Annotated in this window: 13 protein-coding genes and 2 rRNA genes; 8 read left to right on the top strand and 7 right to left on the bottom strand. The window is 52.3% G+C overall.

What is annotated here, in order from left to right; all coding sequences use genetic code 11:
- Positions 1-25: 25 nt before the first annotated feature.
- On the bottom strand, positions 26-124 hold the full coding sequence (gene rseD, locus FN082_RS30485) for a rpoE leader peptide RseD (RefSeq protein WP_155552530.1): 99 nt from the start codon (positions 122-124) through the stop codon (positions 26-28).
- 285 nt (positions 125-409) lie between these two features.
- Here rseD and nadB point away from each other — a divergent pair, with 285 nt between their 5' ends.
- Positions 410-2,029: an L-aspartate oxidase gene (gene nadB / locus FN082_RS15125; RefSeq protein WP_139536834.1), complete on the top strand. Its 1,620-nt coding sequence runs from the start codon at positions 410-412 to the stop codon at positions 2,027-2,029.
- Here nadB and trmN read toward each other — a convergent pair.
- Positions 2,014-2,754 (bottom strand): tRNA(1)(Val) (adenine(37)-N(6))-methyltransferase TrmN, encoded by a 741-nt coding sequence (gene trmN, locus FN082_RS15120; protein WP_139536835.1) that lies wholly within the window; start codon positions 2,752-2,754, stop codon positions 2,014-2,016. The genes nadB and trmN overlap by 16 nt on opposite strands.
- A 132-nt stretch (positions 2,755-2,886) precedes the next feature.
- Here trmN and srmB point away from each other — a divergent pair, with 132 nt between their 5' ends.
- Complete coding sequence (gene srmB / locus FN082_RS15115; protein WP_142981869.1) at positions 2,887-4,218, top strand: ATP-dependent RNA helicase SrmB; 1,332 nt, start codon at positions 2,887-2,889, stop codon at positions 4,216-4,218.
- A gap of 44 nt (positions 4,219-4,262) precedes the next feature.
- Here srmB and grcA read toward each other — a convergent pair whose 3' ends face one another.
- On the bottom strand, positions 4,263-4,646 hold the full coding sequence (gene grcA, locus FN082_RS15110) for an autonomous glycyl radical cofactor GrcA (protein WP_004104596.1): 384 nt from the start codon (positions 4,644-4,646) through the stop codon (positions 4,263-4,265).
- A gap of 310 nt (positions 4,647-4,956) precedes the next feature.
- Between grcA and ung the strand changes: the two genes are divergently transcribed.
- Positions 4,957-5,646, top strand: coding sequence for a uracil-DNA glycosylase (gene ung, locus FN082_RS15105; protein WP_139536837.1), 690 nt, complete (start codon positions 4,957-4,959; stop codon positions 5,644-5,646).
- A gap of 74 nt (positions 5,647-5,720) precedes the next feature.
- Here ung and FN082_RS15100 read toward each other — a convergent pair whose 3' ends face one another.
- Positions 5,721-6,794, bottom strand: coding sequence for a tRNA/rRNA methyltransferase (locus FN082_RS15100; protein WP_142981868.1), 1,074 nt, complete (start codon positions 6,792-6,794; stop codon positions 5,721-5,723).
- 203 nt (positions 6,795-6,997) lie between these two features.
- On the opposite strand from FN082_RS15100, the gene trxC reads away from it, so the two are divergent.
- From trxC to FN082_RS15075, 5 genes are all read left to right on the top strand, one after another.
- A complete protein-coding gene (gene trxC, locus FN082_RS15095) occupies positions 6,998-7,423 on the top strand; it encodes a thioredoxin TrxC (protein ID WP_139536839.1) in 426 nt (141 codons plus the stop codon).
- A 69-nt stretch (positions 7,424-7,492) separates the two neighbouring features.
- The gene (locus FN082_RS15090) at positions 7,493-8,191 is read left to right on the top strand and encodes a tRNA-uridine aminocarboxypropyltransferase (protein WP_142981867.1); all 699 of its coding nucleotides are present in this window, start codon (positions 7,493-7,495) and stop codon (positions 8,189-8,191) included.
- A gap of 35 nt (positions 8,192-8,226) precedes the next feature.
- The gene (locus tag FN082_RS15085) at positions 8,227-10,905 is read left to right on the top strand and encodes a bifunctional acetate--CoA ligase family protein/GNAT family N-acetyltransferase (protein WP_142981866.1); all 2,679 of its coding nucleotides are present in this window, start codon (positions 8,227-8,229) and stop codon (positions 10,903-10,905) included.
- A 93-nt stretch (positions 10,906-10,998) separates the two neighbouring features.
- Positions 10,999-12,354 carry a CDP-diacylglycerol--serine O-phosphatidyltransferase gene (gene pssA, locus FN082_RS15080; RefSeq protein WP_142463252.1) on the top strand — a complete coding sequence of 452 codons (1,356 nt, stop codon included), beginning with the start codon at positions 10,999-11,001 and terminating at the stop codon, positions 12,352-12,354.
- A gap of 40 nt (positions 12,355-12,394) precedes the next feature.
- Complete coding sequence (locus tag FN082_RS15075; RefSeq protein WP_139536842.1) at positions 12,395-12,721, top strand: YfiM family lipoprotein; 327 nt, start codon at positions 12,395-12,397, stop codon at positions 12,719-12,721.
- Between the two features lie 2 nt (positions 12,722-12,723).
- Here the strand turns inward: FN082_RS15075 and FN082_RS15070 are convergent, their stop codons facing one another.
- The 3 genes from FN082_RS15070 to FN082_RS15060 form a co-directional block, all read right to left on the bottom strand.
- Complete coding sequence (locus FN082_RS15070) at positions 12,724-14,022, bottom strand: MFS transporter (protein ID WP_112215412.1); 1,299 nt, start codon at positions 14,020-14,022, stop codon at positions 12,724-12,726.
- A gap of 320 nt (positions 14,023-14,342) precedes the next feature.
- A 5S ribosomal RNA gene (rrf, locus tag FN082_RS15065) occupies positions 14,343-14,458 on the bottom strand.
- Positions 14,459-14,524: 66 nt separating this feature from the next.
- A 23S ribosomal RNA gene (locus FN082_RS15060) occupies positions 14,525-14,777 on the bottom strand; the annotation flags it as partial.

Raw genomic sequence — 14,777 nt, 5'->3', positions numbered from 1 at the left:
CCCCAAACCCAATTCCCATGCGTATTCAAAAACACCACCCAATGACTGCATAAATGAGCAAGCAGAGGGTTGGAGTGTCTGAAAACAATAAAGTTCCGTTACGCCTTTGTTTTTCGTCTGGCACCGGCTGACGGATTGTTATCTCTCATTATATGTCCCGGTAGCTAAACGATATGTAAGATAATAAGAAAAAGCGCAAGACCCGCCAGAAGGGTAACGTAACCCGGCTTTTATTTCACTATAAAATCTGAAGCTAACGAGCTGCTTCGCAAAACTTTTCTTTGATTTACAGCACGCCTCATTTAGACGATATGTTTAGCCGTCACAACACGCAGTAAAAAAAACGTACGATTTATCGCAGACAGGTGCTATTGTTCGGTTACCGTGTTTAGTAAATTAAACAAAAACTATGAATACAACTTCTGATTGCTCCTGCGATGTGTTGATTATTGGCAGCGGTGCTGCCGGGTTATCCCTTGCTTTACGCCTGGCAGAACATTGTACGGTCACGGTGCTCAGCAAGGGCCCTATCAGTGAAGGCTCAACGTTTTACGCCCAGGGCGGGATCGCCGCCGTATTTGATGAAACCGACAGCATTGAATCCCACGTCGAAGATACCTTGATTGCCGGGGCAGGTCTTTGCGATCGCCATGCGGTCTCTTTTGTCGCCAGCAACGCCAAACCCTGCGTGCAGTGGCTTATCGATCAGGGCGTATTGTTCGATACCCAGGTTCAGGCAAACGGCGAAGAGAGCTACCACCTGACCCGCGAAGGAGGTCACAGTCACCGCCGAATTCTCCACGCTGCCGATGCGACAGGCAAAGTCGTTGAGACCACCCTGGTCAGCCAGGCGTTGGCTCACCCCAATATCCGCGTGCTGGAGCGTAGCAACGCCGTTGACTTGATTATCTCTGATAAAATCGGCCTGCCGGGTACGCGTCGCGTGGTAGGAGCCTGGGTATGGAATCGGAATAAGGAAGCAGTTGAAACCTGTAGCGCGAAAGCCGTGGTACTGGCCACTGGCGGTGCGGCAAAGGTTTACCAATACACCACCAACCCTGATGTCTCTTCCGGAGATGGTATCGCTATGGCCTGGCGCGCGGGTTGTCGGGTCGCCAACCTCGAATTCAATCAGTTTCACCCCACCGCGTTATATCATCCGCAAGCACGGAATTTCCTGCTGACGGAAGCGCTGCGCGGTGAAGGGGCTTTGTTGAAACGCCCGGACGGCTCACGGTTTATGCCAGACTTTGACGAGCGCGGCGAACTGGCTCCACGCGACATCGTCGCCCGGGCAATCGATCATGAAATGAAACGCCTTGGCGTCGACTGCATGTATCTTGATATCAGCCACAAACCCGCAGAATTTATTCGCCACCACTTCCCGATGATTTATGAGAAGTTGCTGGGACTCGGTATCGATCTGACAAAAGAACCGGTGCCTATCGTTCCCGCCGCGCACTATACCTGCGGCGGCGTGATGGTTGATGATAGCGGGCGCACCGACGTCGACGGCCTGTACGCCATTGGTGAAGTCAGCTATACCGGATTACACGGCGCTAACCGAATGGCCTCAAACTCGTTGCTTGAGTGCCTCGTCTACGGATGGTCCGCAGCCGAAGATATCATGAAGCGCATACCTTTCGCTCAGGCGGTCAATGAACTGCCATCGTGGGACGAAAGCCAGGTTGAAATACCTGATGAGCTGGTAGTGATTCAGCACAACTGGCATGAACTGCGTCTGCTGATGTGGGATTACGTCGGCATCGTGCGCACAACCCGCCGCCTGGAGCGTGCCCTGCGTCGCATTAATATGCTGCAACAGGAGCTGGACGAATACTACGCCCGCTTCCGCGTTTCCAATAATCTTCTGGAGCTACGCAACCTGGTTCAGGTTGCCGAGCTAATTGTGCGCTGCGCTATGCAACGTAAAGAGAGCCGCGGCCTTCACTACACGCTGGACTATCCCGAACAGCTGCCGGATAGCGGGCCGTCGGTGCTCTCACCACTGGCTCACATAAAAAGATAGAAATCCTGGGTCAGAGCAGTAAACCCTTCAGAATACTGCTGCTCTGGCCCGCGAATAACCAAGCTGTCGCTAAAGCACTCTTCCCCCGCCGTTGGCGAAAAAGCCAACAGCACCCGATGCGGTGGACGCACTTCTGTTTCCGCTACGTCGGTACGTAAACGCAAATGCCACCCCATATTCTGCGCCCGCTGTACAAATGCATTACCGATATCCACCGGCAGTACGACGCAGAAAAAACCCTCTTCCGTAATAAACTCGGCGGCGCAGGTTAATAATGTTGTGTGATCGAGCGAGGTGGTATAACGGGCCTGCTCGCGCTGCGAGGTGGCACAAGGAACGCCTTCAGCGAAAAAAGGTGGGTTGCTGATAATCAGTTCATAGCGCCGGGTTTGCGGTGGCTGCCATTGCTGAATATCAGCCTGATGAATCTGAATACGCCCTGCCCACGGAGAATCCGCAACGTTTTCTCGTGCCTGTGCTGCCGCCTCTCCGTCCAGTTCTACGGCATCCACAATAACTGTCTGACCGGTTCTTTGCGCGAGCATCAGGGCCAGCAGACCGCTGCCCGTACCGATATCCAGCACGCGCTTAACCTGAGCAATCGGGGCCCATGCGCCAAGTAAAATACCGTCGGTACCGACTTTCATCGCGCATCTATCATGGGCGACAAAAAAATGTTTAAACGTAAAACCATTGCGCGGCAGCGCAAACTTCGACTGGGACATCCTCGATAACCTTGCGGGCAAAAAACTCCTGAGCTTAAGGCTATGCACAATACCGGAGAACAGATAGCCTTACAAACAGATGAACATTGCGTCCGTAACGTCTATAATCGGCGGTCCACTCAGAGGTAGATCATGACTGTAACGACTTTTTCCGAACTTGAACTCGACGAAAACCTGCTGGACGCACTCCAGGATAAAGGTTTCACACGCCCGACAGCCATTCAGGCCGCCGCTATTCCGCCTGCGCTTGATGGCCGTGATATTCTCGGTTCAGCCCCGACCGGCACCGGTAAAACGGCGGCGTATCTCCTGCCAGCGTTGCAGCATCTGCTCGATTTTCCGCGCAAGAAATCTGGTCCGCCGCGCATTCTTATTCTGACCCCTACTCGCGAACTGGCGATGCAGGTTGCAGACCATGCGCGTGAACTGGCAAAACATACGCATCTGGATATCGCCACCATCACCGGCGGTGTCGCCTATATGAACCACGCCGAAGTGTTCAGCGAGAACCAGGACATCGTGGTCGCCACGACCGGCCGCCTGCTGCAGTATATTAAAGAAGAAAACTTCGACTGCCGCGCCGTTGAAACGCTGATCCTTGATGAAGCGGACCGCATGCTGGACATGGGCTTCGCGCAGGATATCGAACACATTGCCGGTGAAACCCGCTGGCGTAAGCAGACCATGCTCTTTTCCGCAACTCTCGAAGGTGATGCGATTAAGGATTTTGCTGAGCGTCTGCTGGAAGAACCCGTGGAGGTTTCCGCTAACCCCTCCACCCGCGAGCGTAAAAAGATTCATCAATGGTATTACCGTGCAGATGACGTTAAGCATAAAACCGCTCTGCTCGTCCATCTTCTGAAGCAGTCGGAAGCGACTCGTTCAATCGTCTTCGTGCGTAAGCGCGAGCGCGTTCATGAACTGGCCGGTTGGCTGCGTGAAGCCGGTATCAATACCTGCTGGCTGGAAGGAGAAATGGTTCAGGCTAAACGTAATGAAGCGATTAGCCGCCTGACCGACGGCCGCATTAATGTGTTAATTGCGACCGACGTTGCCGCCCGCGGTATTGATATTGCGGACGTAAGTCACGTATTTAACTTTGACATGCCGCGTACGGCAGATATCTACCTGCACCGTATCGGTCGTACCGGACGCGCAGGCAAGAAAGGGACAGCTATTTCTCTGGTTGAAGCCCACGATCATCTGCTGTTGGGTAAAGTTGGCCGCTATATTGAAGAACCGTTAAAAGCCCGCGTTATCGATGAACTGCGCCCGACGACCCGCGCTCCCAGCGAAAAGCAAACCGGTAAACCGTCCAAAAAGGTGTTAGCAAAGCGCGCTGAGAAAAAAGAGAAAGAAAAAGAGAAGCCGCGGGTGAAAAAACGTCACCGCGATACCAAAAACATTGGTAAGCGTCGTAAACCAAGCGCTGCGGATGCACCGCAACAGACAAACGAAGAGTAAAAAAACGCCGGGATATCCCGGCGTTTTCGCATTAAAACTTAATTTTACAGACTTTCGGTAAAAGTACGGGCGATAACATCGCGCTGCTGTTCCGGAGTCAGGGAGTTAAAACGTACCGCATAGCCAGAAACACGGATAGTCAGCTGTGGGTATTTTTCCGGGTGTTCAACAGCATCCAGCAGCGTTTCACGGCGCAGCACGTTAACGTTCAGGTGCTGACCACCTTCAACGCGAACTTCTGGTTTCACATCTACCGGGATTTCACGGTATTCGATTTCACCCAGATTGCTCACCGCTACCACGTCATCTTCAGCAAAACCGGCTTTAGCGCACAGGCAGCGAGCTTCGCCTTTTTCGCTATCCAGCAGCCAGAAAGAGTTGAGCAGATCGTCGTTTGCAGCTTTAGTAATTTGGATACCAGTAATCATTTTATGCCTCCAGGCAACGTTTGTTCGATTATTGGCCTTCGCGGCCAATTGGTAAAACCATTGTTGTATGAGTGTATATATATCAGCCGAACACTCGGCATTCATTGATTTAAATCAACAAAAACCACACCACAAAAGTGGGCATAGGTAGATATTATTGTTTTACATCAAGTTACGCCATATCCAATACTAAATAAATTTGTAAATTTTCAATTTTTTTTGCATGCAGTACGTCAATCTCGTGGAGCAAATTTTGTGTTGTAGAAAGATGCAGTTAAGCTATGACGATGACACTTTGCAGGAGAGCAAAATGACCACCCCATTAACCTGGCACGATGTACTGGCAGAAGAGAAGCAGCAGCTCTATTTTGTTAATACCCTGAAAACCGTTGCCGAAGAACGCCAATCAGGCATCACCATCTACCCGCCACAAAAAGATGTCTTTAATGCGTTTCGTTATACAGAGCTAAGCGATGTCAAAGTGGTGATCCTGGGCCAGGATCCCTACCACGGGCCGGGACAGGCTCACGGCCTCGCCTTCTCCGTTCTGCCGGGGATTGCAACACCGCCGTCGCTGCTGAATATGTACAAGGAGCTGGAAGGGACAATACCTGGCTTTCAGCGCCCAGCTCACGGATACCTCGAAAGCTGGGCGCGTCAGGGGGTTTTGCTGCTCAACACCGTATTAACGGTGCGTGCAGGGCAAGCGCACTCTCACGCCAGTCTCGGATGGGAAACCTTTACCGATAAAGTCATTTCATTGATTAACCAGCATCGGGAAGGGGTCGTATTTCTGCTGTGGGGTTCACATGCGCAGAAAAAAGGTGCGATTATCGATCGCCAGCGCCACTGCGTGCTGAAAGCGCCGCATCCATCACCGCTCTCCGCCCATCGCGGATTTTTCGGCAGTAATCATTTCGTCCAGGCCAATCAGTGGCTGGCCGAACGTGGTGAAACGCCAATCGACTGGATGCCAACGCTGCCAGCTGAAAGTGAATAAAGCAGCCCAGCGCTAAAAATGAAAATGCCAGCATTACGCTATAATGCTGGCATTTTTGGCTCCAGGCTAAAGTATCAAGCCTTATTCTGACGCCACCATTCAGCAAGTAGTACGCCGGTCGCAACAGAAACGTTCAGGCTTTCTACGTTACCGGTTCCTTCAATCGCGATATTGATATCAGCGCTGGAAATCGCGGCATCGGAAAGGCCATCACTCTCCTGCCCTAACACCAACACCATTTTTTTCGGCAGCTCGGCTTTAAATAGTGGAGTTCCATTATGGCTGGAAGTCGAAACTATCGCATAACCCGCATTACGGAAGCGCTCAAGCGTATCGATAAAACTATCGCCCGTGATTGGCTCAACGTGTTCTGCACCACCTTCTGCGGTACGAATCGCGGCCCCGGACTCCATCACTCCAGCATCCTGCACAACCACGCCCTTCACGCCAAAGTGCGCGCAGCTGCGCATGATAGCGCCGAGGTTGTGCGGGTTGCCGACATCTTCCAGCGCCAGAACACAATCTTCAGCGTCAGCTTTCGCAACCCATTGCTCAACGGAAGTACCATGACGCTTTTTAATCAGGAAGCAAACGCCGCCATGATGCTCAGTGCCGGAAGCTTTCGCCAGCTCGGCTTCATCAACGACGTGATAGGCTTTACGATTCGCCGCCATCCAGCGCAGGGCTTCTTTAAAGCGCGGGGTCACGCTTTGGATAAACCAGGCGCGAACGATAGCATCCGGGCGGCTCTGAAATAACGCCTGGCAGGCGTTTTCACCGTAAACACGGGTCTCTTCTGCGCGCTGACGGCGCAGCACTTCCGGATCGATAAAGCTTTTGCCGCTGATCCCACCGTGATCCGCTTTTACCTGCGTCTCATCACCCGGCGCACGGGACACGGTACGCCACGGAGAAGAACCTTCACCGCTGAAGCCTTCGCGTTTGCGATCGTCACGTTTACGATCGCCACCGCGGCTATCTCTTTCATCGCGCGCAGGGCGGTTACGACCGTCAACACGAGATTTTCCTGGGCGTCCCCCACCTTTCCCGGTTCGCGGGTTATGGGTACGTCTGTCAGAATCATCATCACTGCGGACATACATCACTTTGACCTTGCCGCTTTTATTTTTCAGTTCGTCGTCGCTCATCAATTTTCTCCACCTGCGCTGCGCGAAGCGCGCAGATTACCCGATGTGTCATCACTTAGCCATTATTTCATTTAAAAGCCTGAGTCTATCGTATTCATTGAATAAAACTCATTGTCCTTTATTAGCTGCGCATCGATAATATGTAACATTAGAGAAACAAATCGGCCACGTGCCGCGCTGCAACCCATAACCAGAGGTTAGTTATGAATACCGTTTGTGCCAGTTGTCAGGCTCTGAACCGCATCCCCGACGATCGTCGCGCCGATGGCGCGAAATGCGGGCGCTGCGGCCACGATCTTTTTGACGGCGATGTTATCAACGCGACCGGGGCAACGCTGGATAAACTATTAAAGGACGATCTCCCCGTTGTTGTTGATTTCTGGGCGCCGTGGTGCGGCCCGTGCCGTAACTTTGCGCCCATTTTTGAAGATGTGGCTGAAGAACGCAGCGGCGAAATGCGTTTCGTGAAAGTGAATACTGAAATGGAACGCGAACTTAGCGCCCGCTTCCGCATTCGCAGCATCCCGACCATTATGATGTTCAAAAATGGCGAGGTCATCGACATGCTGAACGGCGCCGTACCGAAAGCGCCTTTCGATAGCTGGTTAAACGAAGCCGGCCAGCAATAAACCCGACGGGGCACCGCTTGTGCCCCGTTTTCACCTCTGCGACAATGGCGTTTTTTCTTAGCGATCCCCATGACTGATAACGCCGTCCTTCGCCTTCGCGCCGAGCGTCTCGCGCGCGCCACCCGGCCTTTTCTTGCTCGCGGCAACCGTATCCACCGCTGCCAGCGCTGTTTGCTGCCGTTGAAACAGTGCCTCTGCGCAACCCTTAATCCCGTTGCCGCCACCAGCCGTTTTTGCCTGGTGATGTTCGATACCGAGCCAATGAAGCCCAGCAACACCGGACGCCTGATTGCCGATATCCTGCCGGATACGGAAGCCTTTCAGTGGTCACGAACCGAACCTCCGCGGGCGCTTCTCGATCTCGTCGCCGACGCGAGATATCAGCCGATGGTGGTTTTTCCTGCCTCCTATGCCAGCACCGAGCGCCGGGTGCTTGACGCACCGCTTCCCGGCAAACTTCCGCTGTTTATTATGCTCGACGGCACCTGGCCCGAGGCGCGAAAAATGTTCCGCAAAAGCCCCTGGCTTGATGCGCTGCCGATGATTTCCGTCGACCTGTCGCGCATTTCCGCCTATCACCTGCGGGAAGCCCACGCTGAAGGACAGTACTGCACCGCCGAAGTCGCGATTGCACTGCTGGATCTCGCGGGAGACAAAACCGCAGCCACGGCTCTTGGCGATCACTTCAGATTATTCAGAACGCGCTATCTGGCAGGAAAAACGCAGCATAAGGGCAGTATCACAGCACAACTGACAGAAAGCGTTTAAAATCATTCGGTCACTGGGGATCAAAGGAGACCGGTATGAGCCAACGAGGCCTGGAAGCATTGCTGCGGCCAAAGTCGATCGCCGTTATTGGCGCGTCAATGAAACCACAGCGCGCCGGTTATCTGATGATGCGCAACCTGCTGGCTGGCGGCTTTAGCGGCCCCGTTCTCCCCGTGACGCCAGCATGGAAAGCGGTTCAGGGAGTGCTGGCCTGGCCTACAGTCGACAGCCTCCCCTTCACACCCGACCTTGCTGTGCTATGTACCAACGCCCGAAGAAACCTTGAACTACTGGAAGCGCTGGGACAAAAAGGGTGTAAAACCTGCATCATTCTCTCGTCCATACCCGAACAATATCCCGTGCTGCTTGACTGCGCCGCACGCTACCAGATGCGGTTGCTCGGGCCAAATAGCCTGGGCCTGCTTGCCCCGTGGCAGGGTCTTAACGCCAGCTTTTCACCGGTGCCTATTCATCGCGGCAAACTGGCGTTTATTTCGCAATCTGCGGCCGTCTCCAACACTATCCTCGACTGGGCTCAGCAGCGCGAGATGGGGTTTTCTTACTTTATTGCACTTGGCGATAGCCTGGATATTGATGTTGATGACCTGCTCGATTTTCTGGCTCGAGACAGCAAAACCAGCGCTATTTTGCTTTATCTTGAACACCTTAGCGATGCCCGTCGTTTCGTCTCAGCGGCCCGCAGCGCATCGCGCAATAAGCCGATTCTGGTGATTAAAAGCGGACGCAGCCCGGCAGCGCAGAAGCTATTGCACGTAAATTCCGGGATGGATCCAGCCTGGGATGCCGCGATTCAGCGCGCAGGTTTGCTGCGGGTACAGGACACCCACGAGCTGTTCTCCGCGGTCGAAACCCTCAGCCATATGCGCCCTCTGCGCGGCGAAAAACTGATGATTATCAGTAACGGTGCCGCTCCGGCGGCGCTGGCGCTGGATGAGCTTTGGCTGCGCAATGGCAAACTTGCCACTCTGAGTGAGGAGACCTGCTGCAATCTCCGTCAGGCGTTGCCTGAAGGTATTGATATTGCCAACCCGCTGGACCTCCGCGATGACGCCAGTAGCGAGCATTACCTCAAAGCCTTGAACGTATTGCTGGATAGTCATGACTACGATGCTCTGCTGGTGATTCATGCCCCAAGCGCAGCGGCTCCAGGCACGGAAAGCGCGCTGGCGCTGATTGACGCCCTGAAGCGCCATCCGCGCGGCAAATACGTCACGGTTCTCACCAATTGGTGCGGTGAGTTCTCATCGCAAGAAGCGCGACGCCTGTTTAGCGATGCGGGCCTGCCGACCTATCGTACCCCAGAGGGTACGATTACCGCTTTTATGCACATGGTGGAGTACCGGCGTAACCAGAAACAGCTCAGGGAAACTCCGGTACTGTCAGACTCGTTAACGGCTAACACTGCCGAAGCCCATAACCTGCTACAACGAGCAATGAATGAGGGTGCTACGTCGCTGGATACCCATGAAGTGAGTCCGGTTCTGCATGCTTATGGTATTCACACCCTGCCAACGTGGATTGCCGCAGATAGCGCCGAAGCGGTGCACATCGCCGAGCAGATTGGCTACCCCGTTGCTCTGAAGCTTCGCTCGCCGGATATTCCACATAAGTCAGAAGTTCAAGGGGTTATGCTTTATCTGCGTACGGCCATCGAAGTACAGCAGGCGGCGGATGCTATTTTCGATCGCGTCAAAATGACCTGGCCGCAGGCACGTATTCACGGGTTGCTGGTACAAAGCATGGCCAATCGCGCCGGAGCGCAGGAGCTGCGAGTTGTCGTGGAGCACGATCCGGTTTTTGGGCCACTGATTATGCTGGGTGAAGGCGGCGTTGAATGGCGGGCAGAGGATCAGGCCGCCGTCGCGCTCCCTCCGCTGAATATGAACCTTGCACGCTACCTGGTTATTCAGGCTATCAAAAGCAAAAAAGTGCGCGGCCGTAGCGCGCTGCGTCCTTTGGATATTCCCGGCCTAAGCCAGCTACTGGTACAGGTATCGAATCTGATTGTCGACTGCCCGGAAATTCAGCGCCTGGATATCCATCCCCTTCTGGCTTCCGGTCATGAGTTTACCGCGCTTGATGTAACATTAACTCTTGCCCCGTTTAACGGCGATAGCGAAAGTCGCCTGGCCGTGCGCCCCTATCCACAGCAGCAGGAGGAGTGGGTAGTCATGAAGAACGGCGAACGCTGCCTGTTCCGCCCAATACTCCCCGAGGATGAGCCGCAGCTGCTGGCCTTTATCGCTCAGGTGACGAAAGAAGATCTTTATTACCGTTACTTCAGCGAAATCAACGAATTTACTCACGATGATTTAGCCAATATGACGCAGATCGACTACGATCGAGAAATGGCCTTTGTTGCAGTGCGCACCACAAAAGAAGGAAGTGAGATCCTCGGCGTGACGAGGGCGATCTCCGACCCGGATAATATCGATGCTGAGTTTGCCGTACTGGTGCGCTCTGATTTAAAAGGTCTCGGCTTAGGCCGCAGGCTACTGGAAAAACTGATCGCCTATACGCAAAGCCACGGCCTGCAGCGATTGAACGGCATCACCATGCCAAATAATAAAGGCATGATTGGGCTCGCCCGAAAGCTAGGATTCTCAGTTGATATTCAGCTTGAAGATGGAATTGTCAGTTTGTCTCTACAGCTTGTATCTGAGCAATTACAAACGGCTGACCGCAATTGTTGACTACATTAACGGGTAGTAATGGTATTATTGCCCGCTTACGTCGTCTGCATGGTACAGAAGACCCTTCAATAAACAGAGAAGAAATGCACTGTGATGTTGTCAAAATTTAAACGTAATAAACATCAACAACACCTTGCCCAACTCCCTAAGCTTTCTCAGTCAGTTGATGATATCGAGTTCTTTTACGCTCCGGCAGATTTTCGGCAAGCGTTACTGGCCAGGATAGCTCAAGCCACTCAGCGTATTTGTATTATTGCGCTCTATCTGGAACAGGATGATGGCGGCAAAGGAATTTTGCAGGCACTGTACGACGCTAAGCGCCAGCGTCCAGAATTAGACGTTCGGGTGCTGGTTGACTGGCATCGCGCCCAACGTGGGCGTATTGGCGTCGCGGCGTCAAACACCAATGCCGACTGGTATTGTCGTATGGCTCAGGAAAACCCAGGCATCGATATCCCGGTTTATGGCGTTCCGGTCAATACCCGGGAAGCACTCGGCGTCCTCCACTTTAAAGGCTTTATCATTGATGATTGCGTCCTTTACAGCGGGGCCAGCCTTAATGATGTTTACCTGCATCAACACGATAAGTATCGCTACGACCGCTACCAGTGCATTCGCAATGGTAAAATGGCCGATGTGATGTTCGACTGGGTTGAGAATAACCTGGTGCAAGGCCGTGGAGTTAACCGCCTTGACAGGGCTGACCGGCCCAAAAGCCCAGAAATCAAAAACGATATCCGTCAGTATCGCCAGGAGCTCCGCGATAGCAGCTATCATTTTATCGGTAATGCTGATGAAGATCAGCTATCGGTCACCCCGTTAGTTGGGCTGGGGAAGACCAGTCTGCTGAATAAAACCATCTTCCATTTAATGCCCTGCGCTGAGCATAAGCTGACTATCTGCACTCCCTATTTCAACCTGCCTGCTCTGCTGGTACGTAATATTATTCAGCTGCTACGCAGTGGGAAAAAAGTTGAAATTATCGTGGGTGATAAGACCGCTAATGATTTCTATATCCCGGAAGATCAGCCATTTAAAATTATTGGCGCGCTGCCCTATCTTTATGAAATTAATCTGCGGCGTTTCCTTAGCCGGCTGCAGTATTACGTCAACACCGATCAGCTGATTGTCCGTTTATGGAAGGACGACGATAACAGCTACCACCTGAAAGGAATGTGGGTTGATGACGAATGGATGCTGTTGACCGGTAATAACCTGAACCCTCGCGCCTGGCGACTGGATCTGGAAAATGCCATTCTTATTCACGATCCAAAGCACCAGCTCGGCGCAATGCGTGAGAAAGAGCTCAACCTTATCCGCAAACATACCACGGTCGTTCAGCATTATCGCGATCTACAAAGTATTGCCGACTACCCGATAAAAGTACGTAAACTGATCAGGCGTCTGCGACGTATTCGAATAGACCGTCTTATCAGCCGTATTCTCTGAATTTCCGCCCCGCATTGCGGGGCTTTTTTCTGGAATTTGTATGCACATCATCATGCTTATCGCACCACTATTATTACTGACCGGCTGCAGCCATATGGCTAATGACTCATGGAGTGGACAGGATAAAGCCCAGCACTTCCTCGCTTCAGCAATGCTCTCTGCCGCTGGCAATGAATATGCCCAACACCAGGGTTACAGCCGCGACCGTAGTGCCGCGATTGGATTGATGTTTTCCGTAAGTTTAGGGGCATCGAAGGAACTATGGGACAGCCGCCCGGCGGGGAGCGGCTGGAGCTGGAAAGATTTTGCGTGGGATGTAGCTGGTGCCACTACAGGCTATGCCGTATGGCAGCTGGCCCATCAATAATTCTACAACCGCAGACCTTTACCTTTGCGATGCAGAGTCAAGGAGACCAGGAAAGCTATCGCCCCCATTACGGTCACATACCAGTAAAAAGCGTGCTCGATTCCAGCCGATTTTAATGACAGCGCGACATACTCTGCTGAGCCGCCAAAGAGCGCGTTGGCAACCGCATAAGATAATCCAACCCCTAAGGCACGGACCTGAGCCGGAAACATTTCGGCCTTCAGGATCCCGCTAATTGAAGTATAGAAACTCACTATCAGCAGCGCACATATCACCAAAGCAAATGCTGCATACGGTGAACTCACACTCTGCAATGCATTCAGGATAGGAACGGTAAAGACGGTAACCAATACGCCGAAGCAAAGCATTGAGGTTCGACGGCCAATCTTATCCGAAAGGGCACCAAAAAGCGGTTGAACCAACATATAAACGAACAAGGCTGCGGTCATAATCATGCTGGCAGTACCCGCCGTCATACCAGCAGTGTTGACCAGGTATTTTTGCATATAGGTTGTAAAGGTATAAAAGCTTAACGAACCAGCGGCAGTAAAACCGAGTACCATAATAAATGCCTTACGGTTACGCCATAGCCCTTTAAACGATCCCGCCTCTTTTAGCGCACGAGTTTCCTGTTTAGAGGTTTCATCTAATTGACGACGCAGCCACAGAGCAACGATGGCTAATACGGCACCAAGGGCAAAGGGGATGCGCCATCCCCAGGCATGAAGATCTTCATCACTAAGGATCTGCTGTAATGCGACAACCACAAGCACCGCCAGAAGTTGGCCACCAATCAACGTGACATACTGAAATGAAGCGTAAAAACCTTTCTTACCTTCCACCGCAACTTCACTCATGTAGGTTGCGCTGGTGCCGTATTCTCCGCCGACGGAAAGGCCCTGGAACAGGCGTGCCAGCAGCAGCAATGCCGGTGCCCAAGTCCCGATAGTGGCATATCCCGGTAGACAAGCAATCACCAGCGATCCGAAGCACATCATGCATACCGAAATCAGCATAGAAGCTTTACGTCCGCGACGATCGGCAATACGTCCGAATAACCACCCTCCGATAGGACGCATCAGAAAACCGGCAGCAAACACCCCTGCCGTTTGTAACAATTGCGTGGTGGTATTTCCCGAAGGAAAGAAGATGTGTGCGAAATAGAGCGAGCAAAACGAATAGACGTAAAAATCAAACCACTCAACCAGATTCCCTGATGATGCCCCCACAATTGCCCATATACGACGCCGGGTATCAGCATGATCAAGCGATCCGCGTTCGTGAATGCTACTTTCTGTCATTGTAATTTTGCTCCAGTAAGGACTGCAATCTGCCGCGTCGGATGAACCAACTCATTCAGATAAATCAATTAGTGAATCAAATGTTATATAATTGTTATAATTTTATATGTGATGATAATCACATTTTATTTTGTTATATGAGTGTTCAAGATTAATGCGAATACCCGGCCAAGGATAAAGTGAAATATGAGGACAAGAGAGTTTGCACAGGCTTTTATGTTGTAGAAAAGGGAGAATATTCTTGGGATTGAAGAGGATTTGTTTAGTATTTAAAAACGCAAAAAGCCCATCCGTCAGGATGGGCTTTTCACTTGATTGATGCCTGGCAGTTCCCTACTCTCACATGGGGAGACCCCACACTACCATCGGCGCTACGGCGTTTCACTTCTGAGTTCGGCATGGGGTCAGGTGGGACCACCGCGCTACTGCCGCCAGGCAAATTCTGTTCATCTGTATCAAGCTGAATTCTTCTCTCAATCCGCCAAAACATCTTCGGCGTTGTAAGGTTAAGCCTCACGGTTCATTAGTACCGGTTAGCTCAACGCATCGCTGCGCTTACACACCCGGCCTATCAACGTCGTCGTCTTCAACGTTCCTTCAGGAGACTTAAAGTCTCAGGGAGAACTCATCTCGGGGCAAGTTTCGTGCTTAGATGCTTTCAGCACTTATCTCTTCCGCATTTAGCTACCGGGCAATGCCATTGGCATGACAACCCGAACACCAGTGATGCGTCCACTCCGGTCCTCTCGTACTAG

This window comes from Klebsiella spallanzanii, assembly GCF_902158555.1.
Lineage (GTDB): Bacteria > Pseudomonadota > Gammaproteobacteria > Enterobacterales > Enterobacteriaceae > Klebsiella > Klebsiella spallanzanii.
This window is presented reverse-complemented; position numbering and strand designations above follow the sequence as displayed.